This window comes from Undibacterium sp. Ji49W (genome assembly GCF_049340205.1).
Lineage (GTDB): Bacteria > Pseudomonadota > Gammaproteobacteria > Burkholderiales > Burkholderiaceae_D > Undibacterium.
The window spans coordinates 30,926-55,863 of record NZ_JBMPOW010000003.1; the positions used below are offsets into that span (position 1 = coordinate 30,926).

The window sequence follows — 24,938 nt, forward strand, 5'->3', positions numbered from 1 at the left end:
GAGACGACAATACATGAGCAAATTTTATCCGCTGACAGTCAGTCAGATACGGCCAGAAACCCGCGATGCCGTAGTGTTGAGTTTTGCCGTGCCGGCCAACTTGCAACAACAGTTTATCTATCGTGAAGGCCAACACCTGACCCTGCGTGCACAAATCGCTGGTGAAGATATACGGCGTTCGTACTCGATTTGTTCTGCCGTGCAGGATGCACAATTGCGGGTCGCCATCAAGCGCGTGCAGGGCGGCGTATTTTCCAACTGGGTGCACGACAGCCTGCGTGCAGGAATGGCTATCGATGTCATGCCTGCCATGGGGCATTTCAATCTTCCCCTGGCTGCTGAACACGAGAAACACTATCTGGCATTTGCAGCGGGTAGTGGCATCACCCCCTTGTTATCCATCATCAAAACCACGCTGCAAGCAGAGCCACGCAGCAAATTTACCCTGGTATATGGCAATCGCGCATCATCGACTGTCATGTTCAAGGAAGAACTGGCAGCATTGAAAGACAGTTACCTGCAGCGCCTGAACCTGATCTACATCATGAGCCGCGAGCAACAGGATATAGACTTGTTCAATGGCCGCATCAGTGCAGAAAAATGCATGAACCTGTTTGATCAATGGATACGCATAGACGACATGGATGCCGCCTTCATCTGCGGGCCGGAAGACATGATGCATGCCGTCAGCGCTGCGCTGCAACAGCGCGGCATGCCCAAAGAGCAGATCAAGGTCGAGTTGTTTGCTGCCAGCATACCGGCGCACCGGCATGTCGCCAGCGTCAAGCCTTTGCCTGGCAAATCGTCTTGCGCCGTGACGATTATCATGGATGGTCATCACACCCATTTCGATATGGAAAAAGATAAGGAATCTGTACTGGATGCAGCCCTGAAGCTGGGGCATGATATGCGTTATTCTTGCAAGGGTGGCGTGTGTTCGACCTGCCGCTCCAAAGTGGTGGAGGGTAAGGTCGATATGGACAGGAATTATGCCCTTGAAGATTACGAAGTGGCACGCGGATTCGTGCTGACCTGCCAGAGCTTCCCGGTCAGCGATACCCTGACCCTGGATTTTGATAGCGAGAATTGAATGGACTATTCCCACATCCTGTTTCACATCAGTGACGGCATTGCCCACCTGACCCTGAACCGCCCGGAAAAGCTTAATAGTTTCAACGTTGCCATGCATCTGGAAATACAGGATGCGCTGGCCACCTTGCGGGCCGACGCCTCTATACGGGTCATGGTGCTGACTGGCGCCGGACGCGGCTTTTGTGCAGGCCAGGATTTATCTGATCGCGCCGTGAAAGGAGATAATGCGGCCGATGCAGCGCCACCAGACCTGGGTGCGTCAGTTGAAAAATACTATGCACCGCTGGTGCTGGCCTTACGTGCTTTACCCATCCCGGTTATTTGTGCTGTGAATGGTGTGGCAGCCGGTGCGGGTGCCAACCTGCCACTGGCCTGCGACATCGTATTGGCAGCACGTTCTGCCAGTTTTGTTGAAGTTTTTTGCAAGCTGGGCCTGATACCGGATACCGGTGGCACATACTTTCTGCCACGCGCCCTGGGCACAGCCAGAGCCATGGGGGCAGCCATGCTGGGTGGCAAAATCAGTGCCGAACAGGCAGAGCAATGGGGGCTGATCTGGAAATGTGTGGATGATGATCAGTTGCAGGCTGAAACCATGGCTATGGCCACGCATTTTGCATCTGCCCCGACCAAGGGCCTGGCCTTCACCAAGCAGGCAATCTACGCCAGCCCGCAGCACACCCTGGAACAGCAACTGATATTGGAAACCAATATGATGCGTGAACTGGGGCAAAGCGAAGATTATCGCGAAGGTGTGGCTGCCTTTGTAGAGAAGCGCACGCCCAAGTTTGTTGGCAAGTAAGTTTGGACTTTCGCAAAATTGTCCCAACAAGGCTATCGCTTTTAGGAAACCTCCCTTTCAGGGGAGGTTCGTTTCGTCGGCAGGCAACATGTTGCCTGAAACCCCGACTACACCGTCAGCGACGAAGGCAGTACTTTAGTACGACTAGGCGCTACAACGCTTTGGGGCGGTTTTGCGTAAGTTCTATAAGTTTGATCTGCCCGAGGAAAAGCATAAATGAGCACAGAAACCACGCAATTTGCCAAAGACAGTCAGCACATGGCAGAACTGACTGCTGCCGCCATGTTCGCCAGCGATGCCGCAACGCGCGGGCTGAATATGCAGTTAGCTCATGTGGCCGAAGGTACGGCGACACTCAGCATGTTGATCAGGCCTGACATGCTGAACGGGCATAAAACCTGCCACGGTGGTTATTTGTTTACCTTGGCTGACAGCGCTTTTGCCTTTGCCTGCAATAGCCGCAACCATGTCACTGTCGCTGCCGGATGCAGCATAGAATTTCTGTCACCAGGGCGCGAAGGTGATGTCATCACCGCGACTGCGACAGAGCAATCACTGACTGGCCGCACCGGCATTTACGATGCGCGCCTGACTAATCAACATGGCCAATTGATCGCGCTGTTCCGTGGCAAATCACATAAGCTGAACGCGGAAGTTGTACCAGGTCTGGTATTGCAAGAAAACGCAATTCCAAATTGACCTTGTGTTTAGCCATCAATCATAGAAACGAAATCAGGATAAGTGAGCGGGAGACAAAACATGGCAGACAACACAGACAGAAAAAAAGCTACAGGCCTGGACGCAATAGAAACCGCCAGCAAGGATGAACTCCAGGCCCTGCAATTGCAGCGACTGAAATGGACCTTGCAGCATGTGTACAACAATGTCGCGCATTACCGCGCCAGTTTTGATGCGGCGGGCGTGCATCCCGATGATTTGAAAACCCTGGCCGACCTGGCGAAATTTCCATTCACCGGCAAGAAGGATTTGCGCGACAACTATCCCTTCGGCATGTTTGCCGTACCGCGTGAAAAAGTGGTGAGGGTGCATGCTTCCAGTGGTACCACAGGCAAACCGACCGTAGTCGGTTACACACAAAAAGATATTGATACCTGGGCAAGCCTGGTAGCACGTTCGATACGCGCTGCTGGTGGGCGTGCAGGCGATATCGTGCAGATTTCATATGGCTATGGCCTGTTCACCGGTGGCCTGGGTGCGCATTATGGGGCAGAGCGACTGGGGTGTACAGTCATCCCCATGTCTGGCGGGCAGACAGAAAAACAGGTGCAACTGATACAGGATTTCCAGCCATCCATCATCATGGTCACGCCTTCTTATATGCTCAATATCATAGAAGAAATGACGCGCCAGGGTATAGATGCTGCCAACACCTCGCTGCGAATTGGCATCTTCGGTGCCGAGCCATGGACCGATGCCATGCGCAGTGAAATCGAAATGCGTGCCGGTATCGACGCCGTTGATATCTATGGATTGTCAGAAGTGATGGGTCCGGGTGTTGCCAGTGAATGTATAGAAAGCAAAGATGGTCCGGTGATCTGGGAAGACCATTTTTACCCGGAAATCATCAACCCGGATACCGGGGAGGTGGTACCTGATGGCGAAGAGGGTGAACTGGTATTTACTTCGTTGAGCAAGGAAGCTTTCCCCGTCATACGCTACCGTACCCGCGACCTGACGCGCTTACTGCCGCCGACTTCACGCTCCATGCGCCGCATGGGAAAAATCACCGGGCGTTCTGATGACATGCTCATCATACGTGGTGTAAATTTATTTCCCACGCAAGTAGAAGAACTGATACTCAAACATCCGCAACTGGCGCCGCAATATCAACTGGTGGTGGCGCGTGATGGGCACATGGACAAGCTCGACATCGTAGCTGAACTGCGCCCCGAAATATCTGGTACCTTGTCAGAGCAGGATGTTCAGCAACTGCGCCTACAGCTTGAACACCATATCAAAACCTTTATCGGTGTCAGCTGTAAGGTCAGCATATTGCCAGCCAACAGCATAGAACGCACCCTGGTTGGCAAAGCCAGACGCGTCGTAGACAAGCGCCCTAAGGCATGAAGAAAAAATACTAACCTATAAGAGACCAGGATAAAGATTATGGAAGCATGGATATGTGATGCCGTCAGAACCCCATTCGCCCGTTACGGCGGTGCCATGGCCAATATACGTACCGATGACCTGGCAGCCCTGCCGGTCAAGGCATTGATAGAACGTAATGCCGGTGTCGACTGGAAACTGGTGGACGATGTGTACTATGGATGCGCCAATCAGGCTGGCGAAGATAATCGCAATGTAGGTCGCATGGCGGCACTGCTGGCAGGCTTGCCGGTGGATGTTCCTGCAAACACTATTAACCGCCTGTGCGGTTCCAGTCTGGATGCCATAGGCATAGGCGGGCGTGCCATCAAATCGGGTGAAGCCTCGCTGATCATTGCCGGTGGTGTAGAAAGCATGACGCGTGCACCCTTTGTCATGGCCAAGGCCGACAGTGCTTTTTCACGTGCAGCAAAAATAGAAGATACGACCATAGGCTGGCGTTTTGTGAATGCCTTGATGAAGGCAAAATACGGCATCGATTCCATGCCGGAAACCGCAGAAAACGTTGCCGAACAATTTGGCATTAATCGCGCTGACCAGGATGCCTTTGCTCTGCGCAGCCAGCAACGCTGGGCTGCCGCCAACGCTGCCGGTTTTTTTGCCGGGGAAATTATTCCCGTCAGTATCCCGCAAAAGAAGGGCGAAGCCATCCTGTTCAGTACAGATGAACACCCACGGCCCGATACAGATCTCGCCGTGCTGACTCGCCTTAAAGGCGTGGTAAAGCCAGACGGCACAGTCACTGCTGGCAATGCATCTGGCGTGAATGACGGTGCCTGCGCCTTGTTGCTGGCTTCCGATGCTGCGGTAAAGCAGCATGGCCTGACAGCACGTGCCCGTATCGTCGGTATGGCGACGGCAGGTCTGGCGCCACGCATCATGGGGTTTGGCCCTTCGCCGGCAACCCGTAAACTGCTGGCGCAAACTGGCTTGAGCCTGGCGCAGATGGACGTCATCGAACTTAACGAAGCCTTTGCTGCACAGGGCCTGGCAGTCACGCGTGATCTTGGTCTGGCGGATGATGCGGCACATGTCAATCCAAATGGTGGCGCAATCGCGATAGGCCATCCATTGGGTGCATCTGGTGCACGTCTGGTAACGACCGCACTGAACCAGCTGGAGCGCATCAATGGCCGTTACGCACTGTGCACCATGTGCATAGGTGTAGGTCAGGGTATCGCCCTCATCATCGAACGTGCCTGAAGCCAAGGATATGGCATGACTATCTACGCAATCGACGGCCTGATCCCGGTGGTGCACCCTACAGCCTATGTACACCCCAGTGCCACGCTGATAGGCGATGTGATCGTCGGGCCTGGCTGTTATATCGGCCCGTCTGCCAGCCTGCGTGGTGATTTTGGCCGTATCGTTCTGGAAGACGGCGCGAATGTGCAGGATACCTGTGTTATCCACGGTTTCCCCGATAGCGATACGGTGGTGGAGCAGGACGGGCATATCGGTCATGGAGCTGTCCTGCATGGCTGTCATATAGGCAAAAATGCCATGGTGGGCATGAATGCCGTGGTCATGGACAAGGCTTTCATTGGTGAATCGTCGATCGTCGCTGCCATGTCCTTTGTCAAAGCCGGTATGGACGTACCGCCATGCAGCCTGGTCATGGGCGCACCGGCACGCATTGCGCGTGTCTTGCGTGATGAAGAAATCGCCTGGAAGACCGAAGGCACGGCGCAATATCATGCACTGACCAGGCGCTCACTCGCCAGTATGCAGGAAGTGGAAGCGCTGACTGCAGTCGAAGAAAATCGCCCGCGCATTGCGCTGGCAGCAGGCTTGCCAACATATAGTACTAAGACCTGATGGCACCAAGTCCTGATCTGCGTATCTGAATATCTGATTATTTAAGAGAGTAATCCATGAAAATTTTGCAAAGCTGGATAGCCGGTGTATGGACAGGTACAGAGCCACAACAAATCCTGCATAGCGCCATTGATGGCAGCGCGATTTACGCCAGCCATGTCGAAGCCCTGGACTTTGGCGCAGCGCTGGCTTATGCGAGACAGGTGGGCCTGAAAAACTTGCTGGCGCTGGATTTCCAGCAGCGTGCCGCCATCCTGCGCGCCCTGGCCAAATACCTGACTGAACACAAGGAAGAGCTATACGCCATTTCATCCCACACCGGTGCGACGCGTAGCGATAGCTGGATAGATATAGAAGGTGGCGCAGGTACCGTATTTGCCTACGCCAGCATAGGCACGAATGAATTCCCGTCCGGGAATGTGGTGCACGAAGGCCCGGCCATGCCTTTAGGCAAACAGGGACACTTCTCCGGCACGCATATCCTGGTGCCGCGCCAGGGTGTGGCTGTGCATATTAATGCCTTCAATTTTCCGGTCTGGGGTTTGCTGGAAAAATTTGCTCCCAGCTTTTTGGCGGGCATGCCATGCATCGTCAAACCGGCGACTGCAACATCGTATCTGACCGAGGCACTGGTCAGGCAAATTCATACCAGTGGCTTGCTGCCGGAGGGCAGCCTGCAACTGGTCATCGGTTCCACTGGCAACCTGCTTGATTTGCTGGAAGAAACCGATGTCGTCACCTTCACCGGTTCTGCGGCCACCGCAGCACAATTGAAGGTACATCCAAATATCGTGCGCCGTTCCATCCCCTTCAACGCCGAAGCTGATTCACTGAATTGCGCAATACTCGGGCCGGATGTAGTTGCTGGTGATGAAGAACTGGATCTGTATGTCAAAGAAGTGGTGCGTGAAATGACGGCCAAGGCAGGGCAAAAATGCACGGCCATACGCAGAGCCATGGTGCCTGCTTCACAACTGGATGCCGTGGCCGAAAAGATACGCGCCAGGCTGGAGAAAACAATTGTAGGTGACCCTCGTCTTGAAGGCGTACGCATGGGGCCACTGGCCAGCCGCGCCCAGCAGCACGATGTACTCGCCAGCATTCAACAACTGGCAGCAGGCAATCAAATCATCTGCGGTGGCACTGTGCCCACGCAATTGCAGGGTGACGGGCTGGAGCAGGGAGCTTTCGTTTCACCAACCCTGATCGTCTGTCGTCAGCCTATGGAAAATTCAGCGGTGCATGAGATTGAAGCCTTTGGCCCAGTGACGACCCTGATGCCTTATCAGGACATGCAGGAAGCATTGACGCTGGCCGCAAAAGGTTGCGGCAGCCTGGTGGCTACCTTGGTCACCAAAGACCCGCATATTGCGGCCATGGCGATACCACATATGGCGGCACGGCATGGTCGCGTGATGATCTTGAATGCTGAATCTGCACCAGAATCAACCGGCCATGGCTCCCCCTTGCCGCAATTAAAGCATGGCGGCCCTGGCCGTGCTGGTGGTGGTGAAGAACTGGGTGGCAGCCGCGCCGTCAAACATTATTTGCAAAGAGCTGCCGTACAGGGTTCCCCCTCCATGTTGGCGGCAGTGACGGCAGAACATGTGCGTGGCGCGGCCGTGCTCGAATCCGATGTTCATCCTTTCCGCCGTTATTTTGAAGATTTGCAGATCGGTATGTCCTTGCTGACGCACAGACGCACTGTCAGTGAAGCTGATATTGTTGGCTTTGGTGGTTTGTCCGGCGATTTTTTCTACATGCATTTTGATGAGATCGCTGCCAAAGAAAGTCCTTTCGGCAAGCGTATTGCGCATGGCTACTTTGTGTTGTCGGCTGCTGCCGGTTTATTCGTGTCACCCGCGCCTGGCCCCGTCCTGGCAAACTATGGTCTCGATACCCTGCGTTTCATCAAACCGGTAGGCATAGGTGACACCATACGCGCGCGTCTGACTTGCAAGCGCAAGATAGACCGACAAAAGAAAGATGCCAAAGGCGTGGGGCAGGGCGTAGTGGCCTGGGATGTGGAAGTGACCAATCAAGATAATGAACTGGTCGCGTCCTATGACATTTTGACATTGGTTGCTAAAAAAGGCGGTGCAATTGCATAGTCTGGATCTGAAGTTGTGTCTTAGTATTAACATGGCTTGCTTACACCAGGCTTGCCATGCTTATGTATGGCAGCTTTTTGTTAACATTATTAAAATGATGTTGAACTGATATGGGATAAAGTGAACTTTTTTCCATTCATCTGATACTATTTCTGAAACAGGACTTATTCCAGCCACCTTAGCCTCTTGAGATCAGCGTTTATCCCATGGACATGTTCGTTACTGATGACGAAGTAAAACAATGGGAATGCGAGTTGCCGTGTTTGCAGGGACAAGAATTACTGAACGTGATGATCAGGTTGGCCTGGCATTTACGTCAGCGTGACACGGGCAGGGCGCTAAAGTTGGCGGATGCCGCAGAACAGTTGCTGCAAGAATTGTCGCTGCCTGCCGTCACGTCAAAAAACAATCCTCAATCTGACCTTATACTTGCCAGGCTGATGCTGGTCAGGGCCGAAGTCGCCTGGTTGTTTGGTGAGTTTGATAATGCGCAGCAAATGACAGAAATGAGTCTGCAACTGTCTGAGCATGAAAGAACGCGCCACACAGCCATGTTGGCAGCAGATGCACATTACCTGCTGGCCTGTGTTGGTTTGCTGAAAGGCGAGATGCAGGTGATGGAGGTGGAAGTCGAACGGGCCATCCTGTTTGCACGCCAGGCCCAGGACGGCATGCGAGAAGTCGTGGCCGAATCTTTACTGGTCAACCAGATGGTATTGCGCAACCTGCCACGCGCTATCGAACGCTGGAACGCCAGCCATGATCCAGCGACGGCAGTGGACGACCCGTTCGTCAACAGTTACGCCAACGAATTCCAGATTTATACCTCTTCCGTCAGCAGTGATTTTGCACAATCGGCTGCACGTGGCATACAGGTATTTGAATTCGCCCGGCAATACGGCCAAAAAAGACGCATGATCAGTATCGCCAGCAATGTTGGGGATTCGTTCAACATCATGCGGGATCATCAGGCCGCCTTGCGCTGGATACAGGAAGGCTTGAATCTTGCCCGCGAAGCTGGCTGGCCCAACAGTATCGCCAGTTGCCTCATCCAGATGTCAGAAACTCTGCGCCGTCTGGGGCGACTTGATAGCGCCAAGGAAATGCTGGAAAGCGCCTTTCCCATTCTGAACAATGTCGTCGGTTCACGCTCACATTTATTGGCCTTGCGCTACCTGGGCGATTTGTCGCTGGATCGTGGTGATTTTGATGTCGCGCTGAAGAGTTTTTCTGAACTGATATTTTGGGCTGACAATAAAGACCATCTTGATTTTAGGATAGGTTCGCGCCGTGGTTATGCGGCGGCCTTGTCGCAACTGGGGCAGGCGCAAGAAGCGCAATTGGCCGCGCTGGATGCGTTGGAGCTGGTGCGTCACAGCAAGGACAGTTATCGCCATATTGAAGTCTTGCGGGTGCTGGCGGCTTTGCATGCACGGCATTTTTTGCCACCCCCTGCCGACATGCAGGCAGCCAGCGCGCCGCTGTATTATCTTGGCATGGCTATGGATATTGCCAGCCATATTGGCGGCTTTGCTGTGCCGGGCGAACTGTATCAGGAACTGGCAAATGCCTATGCTGCTGTCGGCAGCTTTAAAGAAGCTTATGAATACAATCGCGAAGCGATTGCTGCGCGAGAAAAAATTCATAACCAGGATGCAGCACATCGCGTCAATGCCATGCAGTTGAATCAGCAGACTGAACTCATGAAGGCAGAAAGCGAACACCTTCGCCAACTGGCCGCTGCCGAGGCAGAGCGCGCCGAAGTCTTGCAACAGACCAGCGCCGTGCTGGAAAAACTGGGCGCGATAGGGCAGGAAATTACCGGTAGCCTGGATGCCGAGGCCGTCTTCGATGCACTCAACCGTCATGTGCATGATTTACTGCATGTTACCGCCTTTGTCATTTACCTCATGAATGATGACCAGCAAAGCATGACTTCTGCCTTTGGTGTGGAAAACGGCGTGCCAATAGAACCGGATACCGTCTACATGCAAAGCGAAGTCTCTAATTCAGTGCGCTGTGTAAAAGAAAGAAGCGAGATTTCCATCGAGCTGGCCGGCGAAGACGATCTGCCCGGCCTGATACCCGGTACAGAAAAAGTACATAGCATGCTGTTTGCGCCCTTGATTATCGGCGAGCGTGTGTTGGGCGCCATGACCATACAGTCTTCCCGCCAGCTTGTGTATGGCGCACGCGAGAAAATGATTTTCCGCTCGCTGTGTGCCTATGGCGCAATTGCGCTGGGTAATGCCGATGCCTATCTGCGCCTGAAACAAACCCAGGAACATTTGCTGGCACAAGAAAAATTGGCAGCCCTGGGCTCACTGGTAGCCGGTGTCGCACATGAACTCAATACACCAATAGGCAATTGCCTGCTGGTCGCCAGCACCTTGCAGGATAGCAGCAAGGTCCTGCACAGCAAGCTGCAAGGCCAGACCCTGCGTCGTTCTGACCTGAACAACTTTTGTGAAGAAGTCAAAACCTCTTCCGAGATACTGATGCGGGGCCTGAGCAGTGCAGCCACCCTGGTCAGCAGTTTCAAGCAGGTGGCGGTGGACCGCACTTCAGAGCAAAGACGCAGCTTTGATTTGCGCCAGGTCTTGCACGATATCATTGCCACACTGAACATACGCATCACCCAGACAGGTCATACGATAGAGCTCAACGTGCCCTATAACATCCATATGGACAGTTACCCCGGGTCGCTGGGCCAGGTGATCAGCAACCTGGTGGAAAATTCCATCCTGCATGCCTTTGATCACGTCGAATCCGGCCACATGCGTATCGACGTATCCATAGTGGACGAGCAACGCGTACTGATCGGTTTTTCAGACGACGGGGCGGGCATACCCGAAGAAAATCAAAAACGTATTTTCGATCCCTTTTTTACGACTAAACTGGGGCAAGGAGGTAGCGGTCTGGGTCTGAATATTTGCTATAACATTGCAACTTCTATATTGCATGGTCAGTTAAGCGTCAAAAGCAGTGTAGGTGCAGGTACCAGTTTCTTCCTGGATTTGCCACTCACAGTTTGATTGCGGTACCGCAGCCTGGCTATCCTGTAGAGAGAAGTAGTAAATAGACATTGATTCGTGTAAATTTTTTGTAAAAAGAACTCCTGAATTTGATGCTTGTCAAGCACCGTTTTTTTGTTGCACTTACTTGAAAATAATGACGGAATCACCTATTGTGCAATGCACCAATAATAACAAGGTACACAATTGGCTAATCAACACACAAAAAGCAGCCTCACAGGGTTAACGCTGGCTGCTGTCGGCATCGTATATGGCGATATAGGAACAAGCCCTCTTTACACGATGAAAGAGGTGTTTTCAAAAGAACATGGCCTGCCACTCAATGAAGCGAATATTTTCGGCGTAGTTTCGCTGATACTGTGGGGGCTGCTGATTATTGTCGCAATCAAGTATGTCACCCTGATCTTGCGTGCAGATAATCGCGGTGAAGGCGGTATCATGGCCCTGACAGCGCTGGCGCTGGAATCGGTCGGTAAATCTTCCAAATGGCATTTCACACTGCTGGTCCTGGGCTTGTTCGGGGCATCACTGTTTTATGGCGATGGTGTTATAACACCCGCCATTTCAGTCTTGTCGGCGATTGAAGGGCTGGAAGTGGCAACGCCTGCTTTTACCCCCTACGTCGTACCGATTACCCTGGTGGTGCTGTTGTTATTGTATTCAGTGCAATACAAGGGTACAGCCGGCATAGGTAAATGGTTTGGTCCCATCATGGTCATCTGGTTTCTGGTGCTGGCTGGCATGGGCATCTATAACATCATCAAAGTGCCCGGCATTTTGTGGGCGCTCAACCCTGGTCACGCCATTGGTTTCCTGGTTGAACAAAAGTTGCTGGCCTTCCTGGCGCTGGGTGCTGTGGTACTGGCATTCACCGGGGCTGAAGCGCTGTATGCAGACATGGGCCACTTTGGCAGCAAGCCTATCCGTTCAGCCTGGTTCATGATTGTCTTCCCCTCGCTGGCACTGAATTATCTGGGGCAGGGCGCACTCCTGCTGGGTAACCCGGCAGCCGTAGGCAATCCTTTCTACCAGCAACTGGGTGCGTGGAGCGTATATCCGCTGGTGATCTTGTCTACCGTGGCAACCGTGATTGCCTCGCAGGCGACCATCTCCGGTACCTTCTCCATGACCAAACAGGCCATCGCTCTGGGCATCATGCCAAGAATGGAAATCGTACATACTTCAACCCATGAAATCGGGCAGATTTATATCCCTGCCGTGAACTGGTTGCAACTGGCCGTCGTGGTCGCAGCGGTGATTGGCTTTGGTTCTTCATCCAGCCTGGCTTCTGCCTACGGTATTGCAGTTACCGGCACCATGCTCGTAACATCCTTGCTGACCTTCTTTGTGATTCGCTACGGTTGGAAATACAATCCCCTGCTGTGTTTTGCAGCGACCGGTTTCTTCCTGTTTATCGACGTCTCACTGTTCTCTGCCAACGTGCTGAAGTTTTTCCATGGCGGCTGGTTCCCGGTCGTGCTGGGTATCGTCATATTCACTTTGATGATGACCTGGAAGCGTGGGCGCGAATTGGTGTTCGACAACCTTAAAAAACATGCTATTCCGCTGGAAGATTTCCTGGAATCCCTGTTCGTTTCACCACCGGTCAGGGTAGCGGGCACAGCTATCTTCCTGCGTGGCGAAGCCGACGGTGTACCGCATGCCTTGCTGCATAATCTGTCGCATAACAAGATACTGCATGAGCGTGTCGTCTTCCTGACATTGCACAATAAGGAAATCCCCTGGGTGCCATACGCTAACCGCGTCAAGGTGACGGATTTGGGTAATGCCTGCTTCCAGATCGACGTGTTCTACGGTTTCAAGAACGAACCCGATATCCCGGCAGCGCTGGCATTGTGTGAACAATATGGCCTGACTTTTGAAGCAATGGAAACTTCGTACTTCATTTCGCGCCAGACCATTATTTCCAGTCCTGGCAGCGGTATGGCCATGTGGCGCGAGAGCGTTTTCGTCGCCATGTCCCGCATCGCCCGTGATGCTGCCGACTACTATCAGATCCCCAGCAACCGTGTCATTGAGGTGGGTTCACAGGTGGAAATCTAAAAAATGGCAGCGGGGGCTTATCAATTGAAAATGCCTATGCTATAATCTTGGTCTTTCGCGGCTGTAGCTCAGCTGGATAGAGTACTTGGCTACGAACCAAGGGGTCGTGGGTTCGATTCCTGCCAGCCGCACCAGATTTAAAGGGACTAGATGAAAATCTAGTCCCTTTTGTCTTTGGGAAAACGGTTTTTGACTGCCTTTACAGCTGATGATCTGCGTTGAACATTCAAAATGTTGATGTAATTCAAAAAATAAAATAATTGCAGTTTTTTTATCTTAATATAGTCACCTTATTAATTATTTTCGCCGGACTAAAATCGCGAGCAGTACTTAAAGCATGCGTATCGCTGTCGAGGTAAACACTGTCATTGGCAGAAAAATCAATCAATGTTCAGATGAACGTTCAATAGATAATCAAAAACATGTTTATATTGACCTGTCCCAAATGCGGCGGAACCGCTTGCTCGCGAACAGGTAAAACGCTGGCCGTTTTATTTGGATTGCCGGTGCGTTGCAAGGCTTGTAATCGAAGTCTTGCTTGTCATGAAAATATTGCTCTTGTTTTGGGGCAGGTGACAATAAGTAGTTTGGTATTGGCTACCATTTTTTACATATGTTCTTCGTTGCTGTTCGCTTGCCTATTTGTATTGCTGCCCATGGGGCTGAGTGTATTTTTCGTATTGCGTGCCAAATTTTACCTACGTAAAAAGCGCTCTTTTTTTACGGCCAAATAGTTTCTTGGAATACTGATGTTCTTGCTTGTATCAAAGGTGGGTAATGCATAAATACACCGTTGCGTTCAGGATTGAAGGCAGATTTTTAGTCCCGTCAGAGGTAAGCGACATATTGGGCTTGCAGCCTTCTCATGTTTGGGTGCATCCTTCGGACGAAAATTATAATGGGCGTAATTCACTCTGGTCTTACGGCGGTTCTACACCACAAATTGAATGGGATTCGCTGGAAGATGGACTCCTTCATGTACTTGGAGATCTGTTTATAAAAAAAGATTTAATCGATTTTAAATTCGCGGAATGTAAAAAATATTGGTGGTGTGGTCATTTTCAACAAAGCTTTGACGGAGGGCCAAGATTTTCACCTGATCTGTTTAGAAAGCTTGCTGATTTTGGTGTGCCGCTGTTTTTGGATAATTACTTTTCTAGTGATGATTGATCACATTGTTGACGTGGATTTGCTTTGTGATAGTAGTTGGCTGCTCGCGCTTGGGCGGGCAATTGCGGATGCGCTCGATTTGCCGTTGATTGTTCATCCGGATTTGTGATGCCTGTGCAATAAATAAACTTCATATGAATGAGGCGACTAAAAATCCATTTGTAAAAATCCATAACCTGTTGCGAGGAGGTAGTTTATCTGCTGCATTGAATCTTTTGTATAGTCCTGAGACTGGTCAAATCAATGAAAAATTTTTAAGTGATAGAAATCACGCTTGGTACACAGCGGGCGACATTTTCTTCAGGCAGCATAAATTTCAAGAGGCAATATCTGCATTTCAAAAATCCTTGCGAACCCACCCTGATGATGTGGAGGCCTTAATGGCGATCGGAAATTGCTACGACGAATTGAAAAGACCAAAGCTTGCAGAGCGCTATTTCAGACGTGCCCTTGATTTGAGTGAATCAGACGAAGAGCAAGCATGCCGGGTGTTGTTTAATCTGGCTAACGCATTATTTGATCAAAGAAGGTTTAAGGAGGCTGCCGAACTTTACCAAAAGCTTGAGCGAGCTCCATTAGACCTTAGGCGAAAAGCCAGGAAGAATTATTTATTGGCGACTGGACGGTTGACGAAATAATTGGATTGAGTGGCAGGGGGCAGTACTCCACAAAGCTGAATAGAATTGTGGCGACGATGATAGAAATATTAAAAAAATAGAAACGATTTTTCCGCCGAGGTAAATAGTGATTCTTAATTTTATTTTATTTATTTTGATGAGCTTATTTTGTCTTAAATTACTGTGGAATGTGGCAATAGTTTATATTTCGGAGAGTACCTTGCATAGTTCCGAGGCAAATGAGTATACCGAAGCGCACGCTATTTCTATGGGATTGGGAGTTGAGCTTGTAATCTGGTTTTCTTTAATTGCTATTTCGTTATTTTTTGGCATTGGCACCTTAATATCGAATACTTGGGATGTGGTTTTGTATGGGGGTGCCGCTATTGCGATATCTTATTTGGTCGCAACTTTAGTTGGGGTTGCGTTCAGAATTAAAAGCTAAGGCTGGCCAGGCTGTTTAGCGTTCGATGGTTCGTATTTATTTCGTCTCTCGTCTCAATTAGGGGATATTGGACACTTCGAATGGGTTCGGATAATGGCAGAAATGTCGTTGAGATTTGGCTTCTGTTTCGACGATAATCGAGAGGCATGAAGCTTCGGGGCCAGCGTTTGGCCTACAAATTTCCAAAATATTTCGCCCAAAGGGCTTTTTATTTCCAGATTACCCGTGCTATACTCTCGTTTTTCGCGGCTGTAGCTCAGCTGGATAGAGTACTTGGCTACGAACCAAGGGGTCGTGGGTTCGATTCCTGCCAGCCGCACCAGATTTAAAGGGACTAGATGAAAATCTAGTCCCTTTTGTCTTTCCAGCGTCGAAACATCCTTCGAAATGGCTATTGTCTATGGTGTGGCTTGTGGCCGTTGGTCATAGTTATCGGCCTTGTGGCTGCTTTGTCAGCTTGCCAGGATCAGTTGTCGTATATTCCAGCCTTGCGGGGCATCCTGATTCACTGCGCTGCGTTTGATGTCAGGGCCTGGTGTGTGTTCTGTCATGGATGCGACTAATCTTTGCAATTGCATCTGATCTGGCAGTACGGTGCCCAGGAAGATGACCTGGTCACGGTATTGAATCAGGATGGTAGGGAAGTCCTGAATATCCACTTCATCCACCAGATAGGCCTGGTCTTCGATGTCTATCCAGGCAAAGCATTTGTCGGTGTGCTGTTGTACCAGGCTATCAAACGCCGTGCGATAAGCATTGCAGGTGTCGCACCATGCGGCGCACAGGCAGGCGATGAGCCAGTCCTTGTTTGCCAGTTCTGCCTTGATGGAGGGGATGTGTTCGGTATTCGTGATTGCATTCATATGACAATTTTAACCGAACTGGGCGACCGGGTGCGACTGGCAAAAGCCAGCATTGAATTGAATGGAACACGGTAAAATACGGGCATGACTATTTTATTAGCAATTGAAACTTCTACCGAACTGGCGACGGCAGCCGTGCTGGTGGACGGGCGCCTGTATCTGCGTGAGCTTTCTGGCGTGCAAACGCATTCCCAAGGGATTTTGCCTGCTATTCAGGCGCTGTTGAAAGAAGCTGGCGTTGCCTTGCAGGATTGCGCTGCCATAGCCTTTGGTTGTGGGCCAGGCGCATTCACAGGAATACGCACGGCTTGCGGCATTGTGCAGGGGTTGGCTTATGGCGCAGACCTGCCAGTTTTGCCTGTGGTGAGCTTGCAGGCAATGGCAGAGTCTGCCAGGGGTGAGAAAAATCTGGCCGAATTTGTCTGCATACTGGATGCACGCATGAATGAAGTCTATTGGGCGCAGTATCGCTTTATCGGCAATGCCTGGGAAGTGGTATCGGCACCAGCGCTGGCGCGTCTTGATGATGTCTTTCCGCTGGTCGGTTTTGTGACGCCCACCTATGTATTGGGCCATGGTGTCGTCTTGCCGGAAGCGATTGCGGCCAGTGCAGACAGTTTGGCGTGCATGCCGCATGCGGCGCAGGTGGTAACACTGGGTCTTGTTGGATTGCAGGCTGGCTTGCAATTGCCGCCCGAGCAGGCGCAGCCTCTGTATTTGCGCAACAAAATTGCACTGACCACGGCCGAGCGGGAACAGGCAAAAGCACTGGTTTAAAAGATTGTTGAGAGTGATGAATTTGACGCCTACCTTATCCAGCTTGCCCGTCCAGGCAGGATTGCCTGATTTGTGCAAGCTTGGCTATGCCGACATAGACAGAATATTGACGATAGAAGAACGGGTGTACACCCATCCGTGGACGCGGGGTAATTTTACCGATTCGCTGTTAAGTGGCTATGAAGCTTATGGCTTGTGCGATGCGGAGCAAGAGCTGTTCGCCTATTTTGTGGTGATGCCGATTCTGGATGAATTGCATCTCTTGAATTTTGCTGTGGACTTGCCGCATCAGGGGCAGGGCAAGGGTAAGTTATTACTCGATAAATTGTTCGATTATGCGAATGAACGCCTTTATGTATCCATCTTGCTGGAAGTCCGGCGCAGCAATGCGCGTGCCATCGCCGTGTATGAAAGCGCGGGCTTTGCTGCCATTGGCGTACGCAAGGGCTATTACCCCGCGCATGATGAACAGCGCGAAGATGCCATTGTCATGCGGAGGGCTTGCTGATGTCTACATTTGATCAACATCGCCATCACATGTTGCAGGAACTGGGTATAGGTCCGGTCTGGCAATTGCGACACCGTGCCGATATGCCAGCCGAAGCACCGGTGCCTGTTGTGGCGCATGCACCGGTTAATGTTGTTGACGTGCAAGCACAGCAAATAGCAGCGGTTGAATTGAATGCATCACCGGTCGCGAAGCTTGCAGAACCTGTGATCAGCGAGCAGCGTGCACATCCACCGTCACAGCCACAAGTCGATGTCACCAAGCCCGAAATGCCGTCACTGCGCCCGCAAGTATTGTCGCAAGAAGAGGCCATGCCGCCACAAGTTGCAACGCAGGCAGAAGCGAAGCCAGTAATACAGTTAAAAGCAGAGACAGAAACAAATGCCGACGCATCGCCAATATCCGGCATGTCGTGGGAAGTATTGCAGCCATTGGTAGAAAACTGTCGTGCCTGTGGCCTGTGCAAGGGTAGATCAAAATCAGTGTTTGGTACCGGCGATCAGCGCGCCAAATGGCTGTTTGTGGGCGAAGGCCCTGGCTACAACGAGAATTTGCAAGGTCTGCCTTTTGTCGGGGCTGCCGGACAATTGCTCGACAATATGCTGAAAGCCCTGGGTCTGGCGCGTGGTGATCAGACGTATATTGCCAACATCGTCAAATGCCGTCCTACCGATGAAAACGGCAAGGATAGACCACCTACTGCCGATGAAATCGCTACCTGCCTGCCGTATCTGCACAGACAGATTGCGCTGATACAGCCGCAGGTGATTGTTGCCCTGGGCAAGACGGCGGCAGTATCGCTGCTGGGCATGGATCTGGAAACTCCGGTAGGGCAGCTCAGGGGGCGTTTGCATCACTTCAATGATATCCCGCTGGTGGTGACCTACCATCCGGCTTACCTGCTGCGCAAACCGGCAGATAAAAGCAAGGCATGGGTGGATTTGTGCATGGCCATGCAGGCCATGCCTGTTACCTGATTACATGCCAGGGATATCACACGTGTCACGCAGGCAAAATGTAGATGCTTGTCAGGCTGATTTCCATCAGCAGTGGCAACATCTGCACAACCCCCATGTGCGTGCGCTGGCATGGATGCTGACTGCGCCGGGTTTGCTGGATGCACAATCACCCTTATGGCATGCGGCCATCGCCCGGCCACCGGTCAGCGATGTAGCAGCTTTACGACCTTGGCTGCAAGCGCTGGATCATGATCCGGCTGCTTTGCTGACATTGCTGGGACGGCATGCACATCGCCGTCTTGGCCTGTATGCCGAAACCCTGTTTGAATTTTATCTGCAAGCCCACGGCCTGCTGCATGCCCATGGCTTGCAGGTAAATAACAAGGGGGCCAATACCATAGGTGAATTTGATTTTTTGCTGCAGAGGGATGGCAGCTTGCAACATCTGGAACTGGCAACCAAGTTTTATCTGTTTCACAGGACTGAACTTGCCGTGGCAGCGGGTGAGCCTGCCGTTCTGTATGATTTTTTGGGGCCTAACCTGGCGGATAGCCTGGGTGCAAAAATCAGCAAGATTATTGATCAGCAATTACAGTTGTCACGCCATCCGCTGGCTCAGCCCTTGTTGCCACAGGCAGTAAGTGCCGCACAGGCGCTGGTGCTGGGCTGGCTGTTTTATCGTGAGCAGGATTTGCCGCTGCAACTGTCTGACCTGCCTGGTTTGCCAGGATTGAACGCCAGCCATTGCCTTGGCTTGATCTGGACGCAGGAAGACCTGCAGTCGCTGGATATTGACCAGGCGCTGATACTCGACAGGCTGGATTGGCTGGCGCCGGCGCAGGCATTGCCCGGTCAGACACAGGGCAATGCCCAGGTAATGGCGGCCATAGCGGCCAGTTTTGATGTGACCGGAACCCCGGTCATGCTGGCTCTGATGCAGGAAAATGAGGGCTTGATGCAGGAATACCGACGCGGTATGGTCGTGCCTGCTGACTGGTTCATGCGTGCTGCGGAGATCAAGCGGACTTGAAGTTGACGCGCCGCTCAGGCGCGTCTTGGTAACTGAGATCAGTGCTTGTGTTCAGTGTTTGTGCTCAGTGTTTGTGTTCACCTATCAGCGCCAGCGAATCAAATTCGCGCTGATTGGCTGCATGCTTGCGCATGACCAGATACATGGTGCTGGCAACGAACATGCCAAACAGTACGATGACGACCAGAATATCCAGGTTCAGTGACACCATCAGCGCATACAGCGCCAGCATGGTCAGGACCGACAGGTTTTCATTGAAGTTTTGTACGGCGATGGAGTGGCCCGCGCTCATCAGTACATGGCCGCGATGTTGCAACAATGCATTCATTGGCACCACAAAATAACCCGCCAGCGCACCTACCAGTATCAGCAATGGGTAAGCAATCCAAACATTATGTACAAACACCATAGTGGTCACGACCAGGCCCATGGCGATACCCAGCGGCATGACGCTCAATGATTTTTTCAGGGGCACAAAACGGGCTGCAGCTACCGCACCAAGGGCAATGCCAACTGCTACCACGCCTTGCAGGATGGCAGCCCGGTCGAGTTGCATGTTCAGGGATTTTTCTGCCCATTTCAGGACGATAAATTGCAAGGTTGCACCGGCACCCCAGAACAGTGTGGTGACTGACAGAGAAATCTGGCCCAGTTTGTCTTTCCACAAGACTGTAAAGCAGCCAGCAAAATCGACGATCAGCTTGATGGGGTTGCGTTGCTGGTGTTCGTAGCGTGCACCGGTATCGGGAATCCGCATATTGAACAGGGCTGCCAGTCCATAACAGGCGGTGATAACGCACAATGCAGCTTCAGATGGTGTCGTGATATTGAAATCAAGTACAGGGAAATCAAAGTTCAGCAAGGCACTGGATATCTGCGGGTTCACCAGTGCGCCGCCCAATACTGTACCCAGGATGATGGATGAGACTGTCAGGCCTTCTATCCAGCCATTGGCAGCAACCAGTTTTTCTGGTGGCAGCAATTCAGTCAATATGCCGTATTTTGCTGGTGAATAGGCAGCAGCGCCAAAGCCCACTACCGCATACGCAAGTAAAGGATGGACGTTGAAGAACATCAGCGCGCAGCCCCCGACCTTGATCATGTTGGTCATCAGCATGACTTTGCCCTTGGGCAGCGAATCAGCAAAGGCACCAACGAAAGCGGCCAGCAAAACGTAAGACAAAACAAAGAATAACTTCAACAGCGGCGGCATCCAGGTTGGCGAATGCATGGACGCCAGCAGTGCCATTGCGGCTATCAGTAAGGCATTGTCGGCCAGTGATGAAAAAAACTGTGCCGCCATGATGGTGTAAAAACCGCTCTTCATGCTTTATTCATGCTTGATATTTACCTGCTACAAAATGTCACTGGCATGCTTTATACCATGAAAATTGCGGCGAATTTGTGAAATAGGGCAAGCTAAATCATGAATACTGGTTAAAATATCAGTGTTTGCGTTGACATGTTTTCAGGCAGCAAATGTCAACAGCAGGTTTCACCTGTCATGCTGATATGGCATTCACACAACTTTTTAGCGCGCAAAATGGCAAAAGCAAAAACCAATTTCACCTGCACCGAATGTGGTGGGGTCGTCAATAAATGGGCTGGTCAGTGCCCGGCCTGCGGGCAGTGGAATACCCTGGTTGAAACCATCGTCGAATCTGTCGGCAATCGTTTTTCTGTCAAGCCACAGGGCCTGGCGCAATCTGCGCCAGTATTGAACCTGGCTGAAATTGAAGCCATTGATGTGCCGCGCTTTGGTACCGGCATTGATGAATTTGACCGGGTGCTGGGCGGTGGCCTGGTGCCGGGGGGCGTGGTGTTGATCGGTGGTGACCCCGGCATCGGTAAATCAACGCTGCTGTTGCAGGCGCTGGCAAATATGGCGCGTATCAAAAAAGTGCTGTATGTCAGCGGCGAAGAATCCGGTGCGCAAATTGCGCTACGTGCCAAACGCCTGTCGCTGGATGCCAAAGACCTGCAATTACAGGCCGAGATACAGTTGGAAAAAATCCTCAATACCCTGGCAGAACACAAGCCGCAGGTGGTGGTCATTGATTCCATACAAACCATGTATTCGGATGCGCTGAGTTCGGCACCGGGTTCCGTTGCCCAGGTGCGTGAATGTGCAGCGCAACTGACCCGTGTTGCCAAGACCATGGACATCACCATGATACTGGTCGGCCATGTCACCAAAGAGGGGGCGCTGGCCGGGCCAAGGGTGCTGGAACATATTGTGGATACGGTCTTGTATTTTGAGGGTGATACGCATTCCAGCTTCCGCCTGGTGCGGGCCATCAAGAACCGTTTTGGTGCCGTCAATGAGCTGGGCGTGTTTGCCATGACAGAAAAAGGCCTGAAGGGGGTATCGAATCCTTCGGCCCTGTTTTTATCGCAACATGATACCCAGGTCGCCGGCTCTTGTGTCATGGTTACGCAAGAAGGCACGCGGCCCTTGCTGGTTGAAATTCAGGCCCTGGTTGACAGCTCGCATGCGCCGAATGCGCGCCGCCTGTCCGTCGGGCTGGAGCAAAATCGTCTGGCCATGTTGCTGGCGGTATTGCATCGCCATGCGGGTGTGGCAGCATTTGATCAGGATGTCTTCATCAATGCCGTGGGTGGTGTCAAGATTGCCGAGCCTGCTGCCGATCTGGCGGTGTTGCTGGCGATTAATTCTTCCATGCGCAACAAACCCTTGCCGCGCGGGCTGGTGGTGTTTGGCGAGGTTGGTCTGGCTGGAGAGATACGGCCCGCACCACGCGGGCAGGAACGTTTGCGTGAAGCAGCCAAGCTGGGCTTTTCCATCGCCATGATTCCCAAGTCGAATGCGCCCAAACAGAAAATCGAAGGCTTGACCATTATTGGTGTGGACCGTATCGAAGAAGCGTTGACCAAGATACGTGAGGTGGATGATGCCAGTTAAGAAACCTTATTTGGCTTTTAAAAATGCCAGCGCCGCCTTGCTGGCAGCAACGCCACTGCGCACTGCACCTTCCAGCGTCGCCGGATAATCGCCTTTGGTGTAATCACCTGCCAGAAACAGGCCGGGGCTGGACGTTTGATTGTCTGGCCTTTCCAACGCGGGTGTGCAACTGAAGGTGGCACGTTTTTCTGAAATACATTTATGCCATAGCGGTTGCAGCACGGTGGGCATGCCCAGGCTGTGGGCCAATTGTGCTGCTATCTCTTGCGCCAGTTGCTGCTGATCCAGCGCGCATGCCTGTTCAGATGCGCTGACCACCACTGCCAGCAGGCCCGCCTGCGTGTCATGCAGTTGACCACGGTCAAATACATATTGCCCCCATTTGCTGTGTGCCGGGTCGTCCAGCAGGGCCAGCATGGGGCGCGGCAAGCGTACGGTCTGCTCATATTGCAGATAGCAGGTGGTGATGGATTCGTAGGCGAAGGCGGGCATGTTGCCGGTATGGTCTGGCAATGGCTGCATCAGCCGTCCTGCATTGGCGAAATCGCTGGCCAGTATGACGCTGTCAAATGGTGCCATGTCGGTAGTGTTGGCTTCGCTGTGTTTGATGTCCAGCTGCCATTTGCCATCTGCATTCTGATGCAGGGCCTGGACAGTATGCCCCATCAAGACCTGGCCGCCATGTTTGCTCACCAAAGCAGCGGCTTTGTCGGGGAACAGTGCAGACAGGTCCACGCGTGGCAACAGCATATCAGAGGCGGCGCGGCTGGCACCCAGACTATCGCGCAGCACGTTCAGGAATACCTGGGCCGATGCGCGTTCTGGCGGGGTGTTCAGGGCAGCGATGCAGAGTGGGTTCCACATCAGTCGGCATAGCCGTTCTGTCTGGTCAAAACGTTCCAGCAATTCGGTGACGCTGCAATCTTCATGCAGCCGCCAGCTCATCCAGCGTGCCGTGGTAGAAAAACGCGCCAAAGCCTGTTTGTCGGCAAAACTCAATCCTGTGGTTTTCCATAATGCCACCAGCATATGCAGGGGCGCTGGTAACCTGGGGGCAATGAAAGACATGCCATCTTCATGCTGGGGGTAGACCATTTGCAGCGGCAATTTCAATAATGCCTGGTCCAGGTCGACACCAGCCTTGCGCATCAGGCGCAGGCTTTCGCTATACGCGCCCAGCAAGATGTGCTGGCCATTGTCTAGCTGATGTCCATGCAGCCTGACGCCACGGGCGCGACCGCCAAGCTGGCGTCCTGCTTCTATCAGAGTGATGCGGGCACCGGCTTGTGCCAGTTCAACAGCGGCGGCGCAACCGGCCCAGCCGGCACCGATGATGGCGACTGATTTGGCCGGGGTGCTGGTCAACTTAGCCACGGACGTAGGTTTTCCAGGCCAGCCACAGCTTGCGTATAGGCGTCAGTGAAATGCGCTGGTTGAGAACATGGAAACCGTCGTGCTGTATCTCTACCAGCAGGGCGCGATAAATGGCTGCCATGATCAGGCCCGTTCTTTGCGCCTTGCGGTCTTCCGGTGGCAGCAGGGCAAAGGCTTCATCGTACAGACGCTGCGCACGTTCGTACTGGAATTGCATCAGGCTTTCAAACTGGTTACTGTGGCGGGCGTTCAAAATGTCGGCTGCGGTGACGGCAAACTGCTGTAACTCATTCACTGGCAGGTAGATGCGGCCTTTGCGCGCATCTTCGCCGACATCGCGAATGATATTGGTCATCTGAAAAGCCAGGCCGAGTTTTTCGGCAAATTCACGCGTTTGTGGATTTTTGATGCCAAAAATACTGGCAGACAAGATGCCGACCACGCCGGCCACATGCCAGCAGTATTTTTGCAGGGCTGCAAAATCCAGATAACGGGTCTGATTCAAATCCATTTCCATGCCATCAATGATGGCTTGCAGGTGCGCGCCGTCCAGCTGATACTCTGCCATGTGCGGCAACAATGCCTTGGTCACCGGGTGGGTGGGTTGCTGCGCCAGCATGGCCTGGATTTCCTTGCGCCACCAGCCCAGCTTGCTGCGTGCCACCATGTCATCTGTGCTTTCGTCCACCACGTCATCGACCTCGCGGCAAAAGGCGTACAGCGCAGTAATGGCGCGGCGCCTTGCAACTGGCAAAAACAGGAAACTGTAATAAAAGCTGGAACCACTTTGTGCAGCTTTTTGCTGGCAATATTCGTCTGGAGACATGCTGGATAGTCGGGGGTAGTCTGAATTGTTCAGGGCAAATCTGGTTAAAGGGAGGCTGCTATAGTCAAACATGGCCAAACATGGCCAAACACAGCCAAACATGGCCAAAAAGCTGTAATGCTAGCAAACTGTGACGAAGCCCACAAATTCTGCCGCATGCAAAGTTCGTCGTGATAGTCCTGTGCGCATTTACCCCGATTTACCTGCGCCATGCAGAATGAACATTGGTTTAATGGTAATATGCGCCGTAACAGAATGTAATCACAATGAAGAATTGTCTCCTTTGGCAACGCTAGCTCGTATAATAGTGGGCGCATTATAGTGCGCTCTGTATTAGTGGGGCGCTGCTTTTGGAAAAATTCTATCAATCCGGACGAATATCTTGAATAAATCGAAA

Annotated in this window: 21 protein-coding genes and 2 tRNA genes; 19 read left to right on the forward strand and 4 right to left on the reverse strand. The window is 52.2% G+C overall.

The window, feature by feature from the left end; genetic code table 11:
- Window positions 1-13: 13 nt before the first annotated feature.
- The 14 genes from paaE to ACO0LK_RS04350 all read left to right on the forward strand — a co-directional run bounded on the left by paaE (window position 14) and on the right by ACO0LK_RS04350 (window position 15,603).
- Window positions 14-1,090, forward strand: coding sequence for a 1,2-phenylacetyl-CoA epoxidase subunit PaaE (gene paaE, locus ACO0LK_RS04285; RefSeq protein ID WP_422972527.1), 1,077 nt, complete (start codon window positions 14-16; stop codon window positions 1,088-1,090).
- The gene (paaG, locus tag ACO0LK_RS04290) at window positions 1,091-1,894 is read left to right on the forward strand and encodes a 2-(1,2-epoxy-1,2-dihydrophenyl)acetyl-CoA isomerase PaaG (protein ID WP_422972529.1); all 804 of its coding nucleotides are present in this window, start codon (window positions 1,091-1,093) and stop codon (window positions 1,892-1,894) included.
- A gap of 216 nt (window positions 1,895-2,110) precedes the next feature.
- Window positions 2,111-2,593, forward strand: coding sequence for a hydroxyphenylacetyl-CoA thioesterase PaaI (paaI, locus tag ACO0LK_RS04295; RefSeq protein WP_422972530.1), 483 nt, complete (start codon window positions 2,111-2,113; stop codon window positions 2,591-2,593).
- Between the two features lie 60 nt (window positions 2,594-2,653).
- Window positions 2,654-3,982, forward strand: coding sequence for a phenylacetate--CoA ligase PaaK (gene paaK / locus ACO0LK_RS04300; protein WP_422972532.1), 1,329 nt, complete (start codon window positions 2,654-2,656; stop codon window positions 3,980-3,982).
- A gap of 39 nt (window positions 3,983-4,021) precedes the next feature.
- Window positions 4,022-5,224, forward strand: coding sequence for a 3-oxoadipyl-CoA thiolase (gene pcaF, locus ACO0LK_RS04305; protein ID WP_422972534.1), 1,203 nt, complete (start codon window positions 4,022-4,024; stop codon window positions 5,222-5,224).
- A 15-nt stretch (window positions 5,225-5,239) separates the two neighbouring features.
- Window positions 5,240-5,839: a phenylacetic acid degradation protein PaaY gene (locus tag ACO0LK_RS04310; protein ID WP_422972536.1), complete on the forward strand. Its 600-nt coding sequence runs from the start codon at window positions 5,240-5,242 to the stop codon at window positions 5,837-5,839.
- A gap of 56 nt (window positions 5,840-5,895) precedes the next feature.
- Window positions 5,896-7,950, forward strand: a complete 2,055-nt coding sequence (gene paaZ / locus ACO0LK_RS04315; RefSeq protein WP_422972538.1) for a phenylacetic acid degradation bifunctional protein PaaZ — start codon at window positions 5,896-5,898, stop codon at window positions 7,948-7,950.
- A 206-nt stretch (window positions 7,951-8,156) separates the two neighbouring features.
- A complete protein-coding gene (locus ACO0LK_RS04320) occupies window positions 8,157-10,985 on the forward strand; it encodes an ATP-binding protein (RefSeq protein ID WP_422972540.1) in 2,829 nt (942 codons plus the stop codon).
- Between the two features lie 186 nt (window positions 10,986-11,171).
- Entirely contained in the window at window positions 11,172-13,049 is a 1,878-nt protein-coding gene (locus ACO0LK_RS04325; protein ID WP_422972542.1) for a potassium transporter Kup, read from the forward strand.
- Between the two features lie 57 nt (window positions 13,050-13,106).
- Window positions 13,107-13,183 (forward strand) — tRNA-Arg (locus tag ACO0LK_RS04330).
- Between the two features lie 643 nt (window positions 13,184-13,826).
- A complete protein-coding gene (locus ACO0LK_RS04335) occupies window positions 13,827-14,219 on the forward strand; it encodes a hypothetical protein (protein ID WP_422972544.1) in 393 nt (130 codons plus the stop codon).
- A 134-nt stretch (window positions 14,220-14,353) separates the two neighbouring features.
- The gene (locus ACO0LK_RS04340; protein WP_422972546.1) at window positions 14,354-14,857 is read left to right on the forward strand and encodes a tetratricopeptide repeat protein; all 504 of its coding nucleotides are present in this window, start codon (window positions 14,354-14,356) and stop codon (window positions 14,855-14,857) included.
- A 199-nt stretch (window positions 14,858-15,056) separates the two neighbouring features.
- Window positions 15,057-15,281 (forward strand): hypothetical protein, encoded by a 225-nt coding sequence (locus ACO0LK_RS04345; RefSeq protein ID WP_422972548.1) that lies wholly within the window; start codon window positions 15,057-15,059, stop codon window positions 15,279-15,281.
- Between the two features lie 245 nt (window positions 15,282-15,526).
- Window positions 15,527-15,603: transfer RNA gene (locus ACO0LK_RS04350), tRNA-Arg, on the forward strand.
- A 130-nt stretch (window positions 15,604-15,733) separates the two neighbouring features.
- Here the strand turns inward: ACO0LK_RS04350 and ACO0LK_RS04355 are convergent.
- On the reverse strand, window positions 15,734-16,144 hold the full coding sequence (locus ACO0LK_RS04355; RefSeq protein ID WP_422972550.1) for a thioredoxin family protein: 411 nt from the start codon (window positions 16,142-16,144) through the stop codon (window positions 15,734-15,736).
- Window positions 16,145-16,228: 84 nt separating this feature from the next.
- Between ACO0LK_RS04355 and tsaB the strand changes: the two genes are divergently transcribed.
- The 4 genes from tsaB to ACO0LK_RS04375 are packed head-to-tail and all read left to right on the forward strand — an operon-like array spanning window position 16,229 to window position 19,418.
- Window positions 16,229-16,921 carry a tRNA (adenosine(37)-N6)-threonylcarbamoyltransferase complex dimerization subunit type 1 TsaB gene (gene tsaB / locus ACO0LK_RS04360; RefSeq protein ID WP_422972552.1) on the forward strand — a complete coding sequence of 231 codons (693 nt, stop codon included), beginning with the start codon at window positions 16,229-16,231 and terminating at the stop codon, window positions 16,919-16,921.
- A gap of 16 nt (window positions 16,922-16,937) precedes the next feature.
- The gene (gene rimI, locus ACO0LK_RS04365; protein ID WP_422972554.1) at window positions 16,938-17,429 is read left to right on the forward strand and encodes a ribosomal protein S18-alanine N-acetyltransferase; all 492 of its coding nucleotides are present in this window, start codon (window positions 16,938-16,940) and stop codon (window positions 17,427-17,429) included.
- Window positions 17,429-18,406 (forward strand): uracil-DNA glycosylase family protein, encoded by a 978-nt coding sequence (locus ACO0LK_RS04370; RefSeq protein WP_422972556.1) that lies wholly within the window; start codon window positions 17,429-17,431, stop codon window positions 18,404-18,406. The genes rimI and ACO0LK_RS04370 overlap by 1 nt, the downstream gene beginning before the upstream one ends.
- A 22-nt stretch (window positions 18,407-18,428) precedes the next feature.
- The gene (locus tag ACO0LK_RS04375) at window positions 18,429-19,418 is read left to right on the forward strand and encodes a DUF1853 family protein (protein ID WP_422972558.1); all 990 of its coding nucleotides are present in this window, start codon (window positions 18,429-18,431) and stop codon (window positions 19,416-19,418) included.
- A 64-nt stretch (window positions 19,419-19,482) separates the two neighbouring features.
- On the opposite strand, the gene lplT is transcribed toward ACO0LK_RS04375, so the two are convergent.
- Window positions 19,483-20,745 carry a lysophospholipid transporter LplT gene (gene lplT, locus ACO0LK_RS04380; protein WP_422972560.1) on the reverse strand — a complete coding sequence of 421 codons (1,263 nt, stop codon included), beginning with the start codon at window positions 20,743-20,745 and terminating at the stop codon, window positions 19,483-19,485.
- Window positions 20,746-20,961: 216 nt separating this feature from the next.
- On the opposite strand from lplT, the gene radA reads away from it, so the two are divergent.
- Window positions 20,962-22,341: a DNA repair protein RadA gene (gene radA, locus ACO0LK_RS04385; RefSeq protein ID WP_422972562.1), complete on the forward strand. Its 1,380-nt coding sequence runs from the start codon at window positions 20,962-20,964 to the stop codon at window positions 22,339-22,341.
- 6 nt (window positions 22,342-22,347) lie between these two features.
- Here the strand turns inward: radA and hpnE are convergent, their stop codons facing one another.
- On the reverse strand, window positions 22,348-23,715 hold the full coding sequence (gene hpnE / locus ACO0LK_RS04390) for a hydroxysqualene dehydroxylase HpnE (RefSeq protein ID WP_422972564.1): 1,368 nt from the start codon (window positions 23,713-23,715) through the stop codon (window positions 22,348-22,350).
- Window positions 23,708-24,541, reverse strand: a complete 834-nt coding sequence (hpnD, locus tag ACO0LK_RS04395; protein WP_422972566.1) for a presqualene diphosphate synthase HpnD — start codon at window positions 24,539-24,541, stop codon at window positions 23,708-23,710. The genes hpnE and hpnD overlap by 8 nt, the downstream gene beginning before the upstream one ends.
- Between the last annotated feature and the right edge of the window lie 397 nt (window positions 24,542-24,938).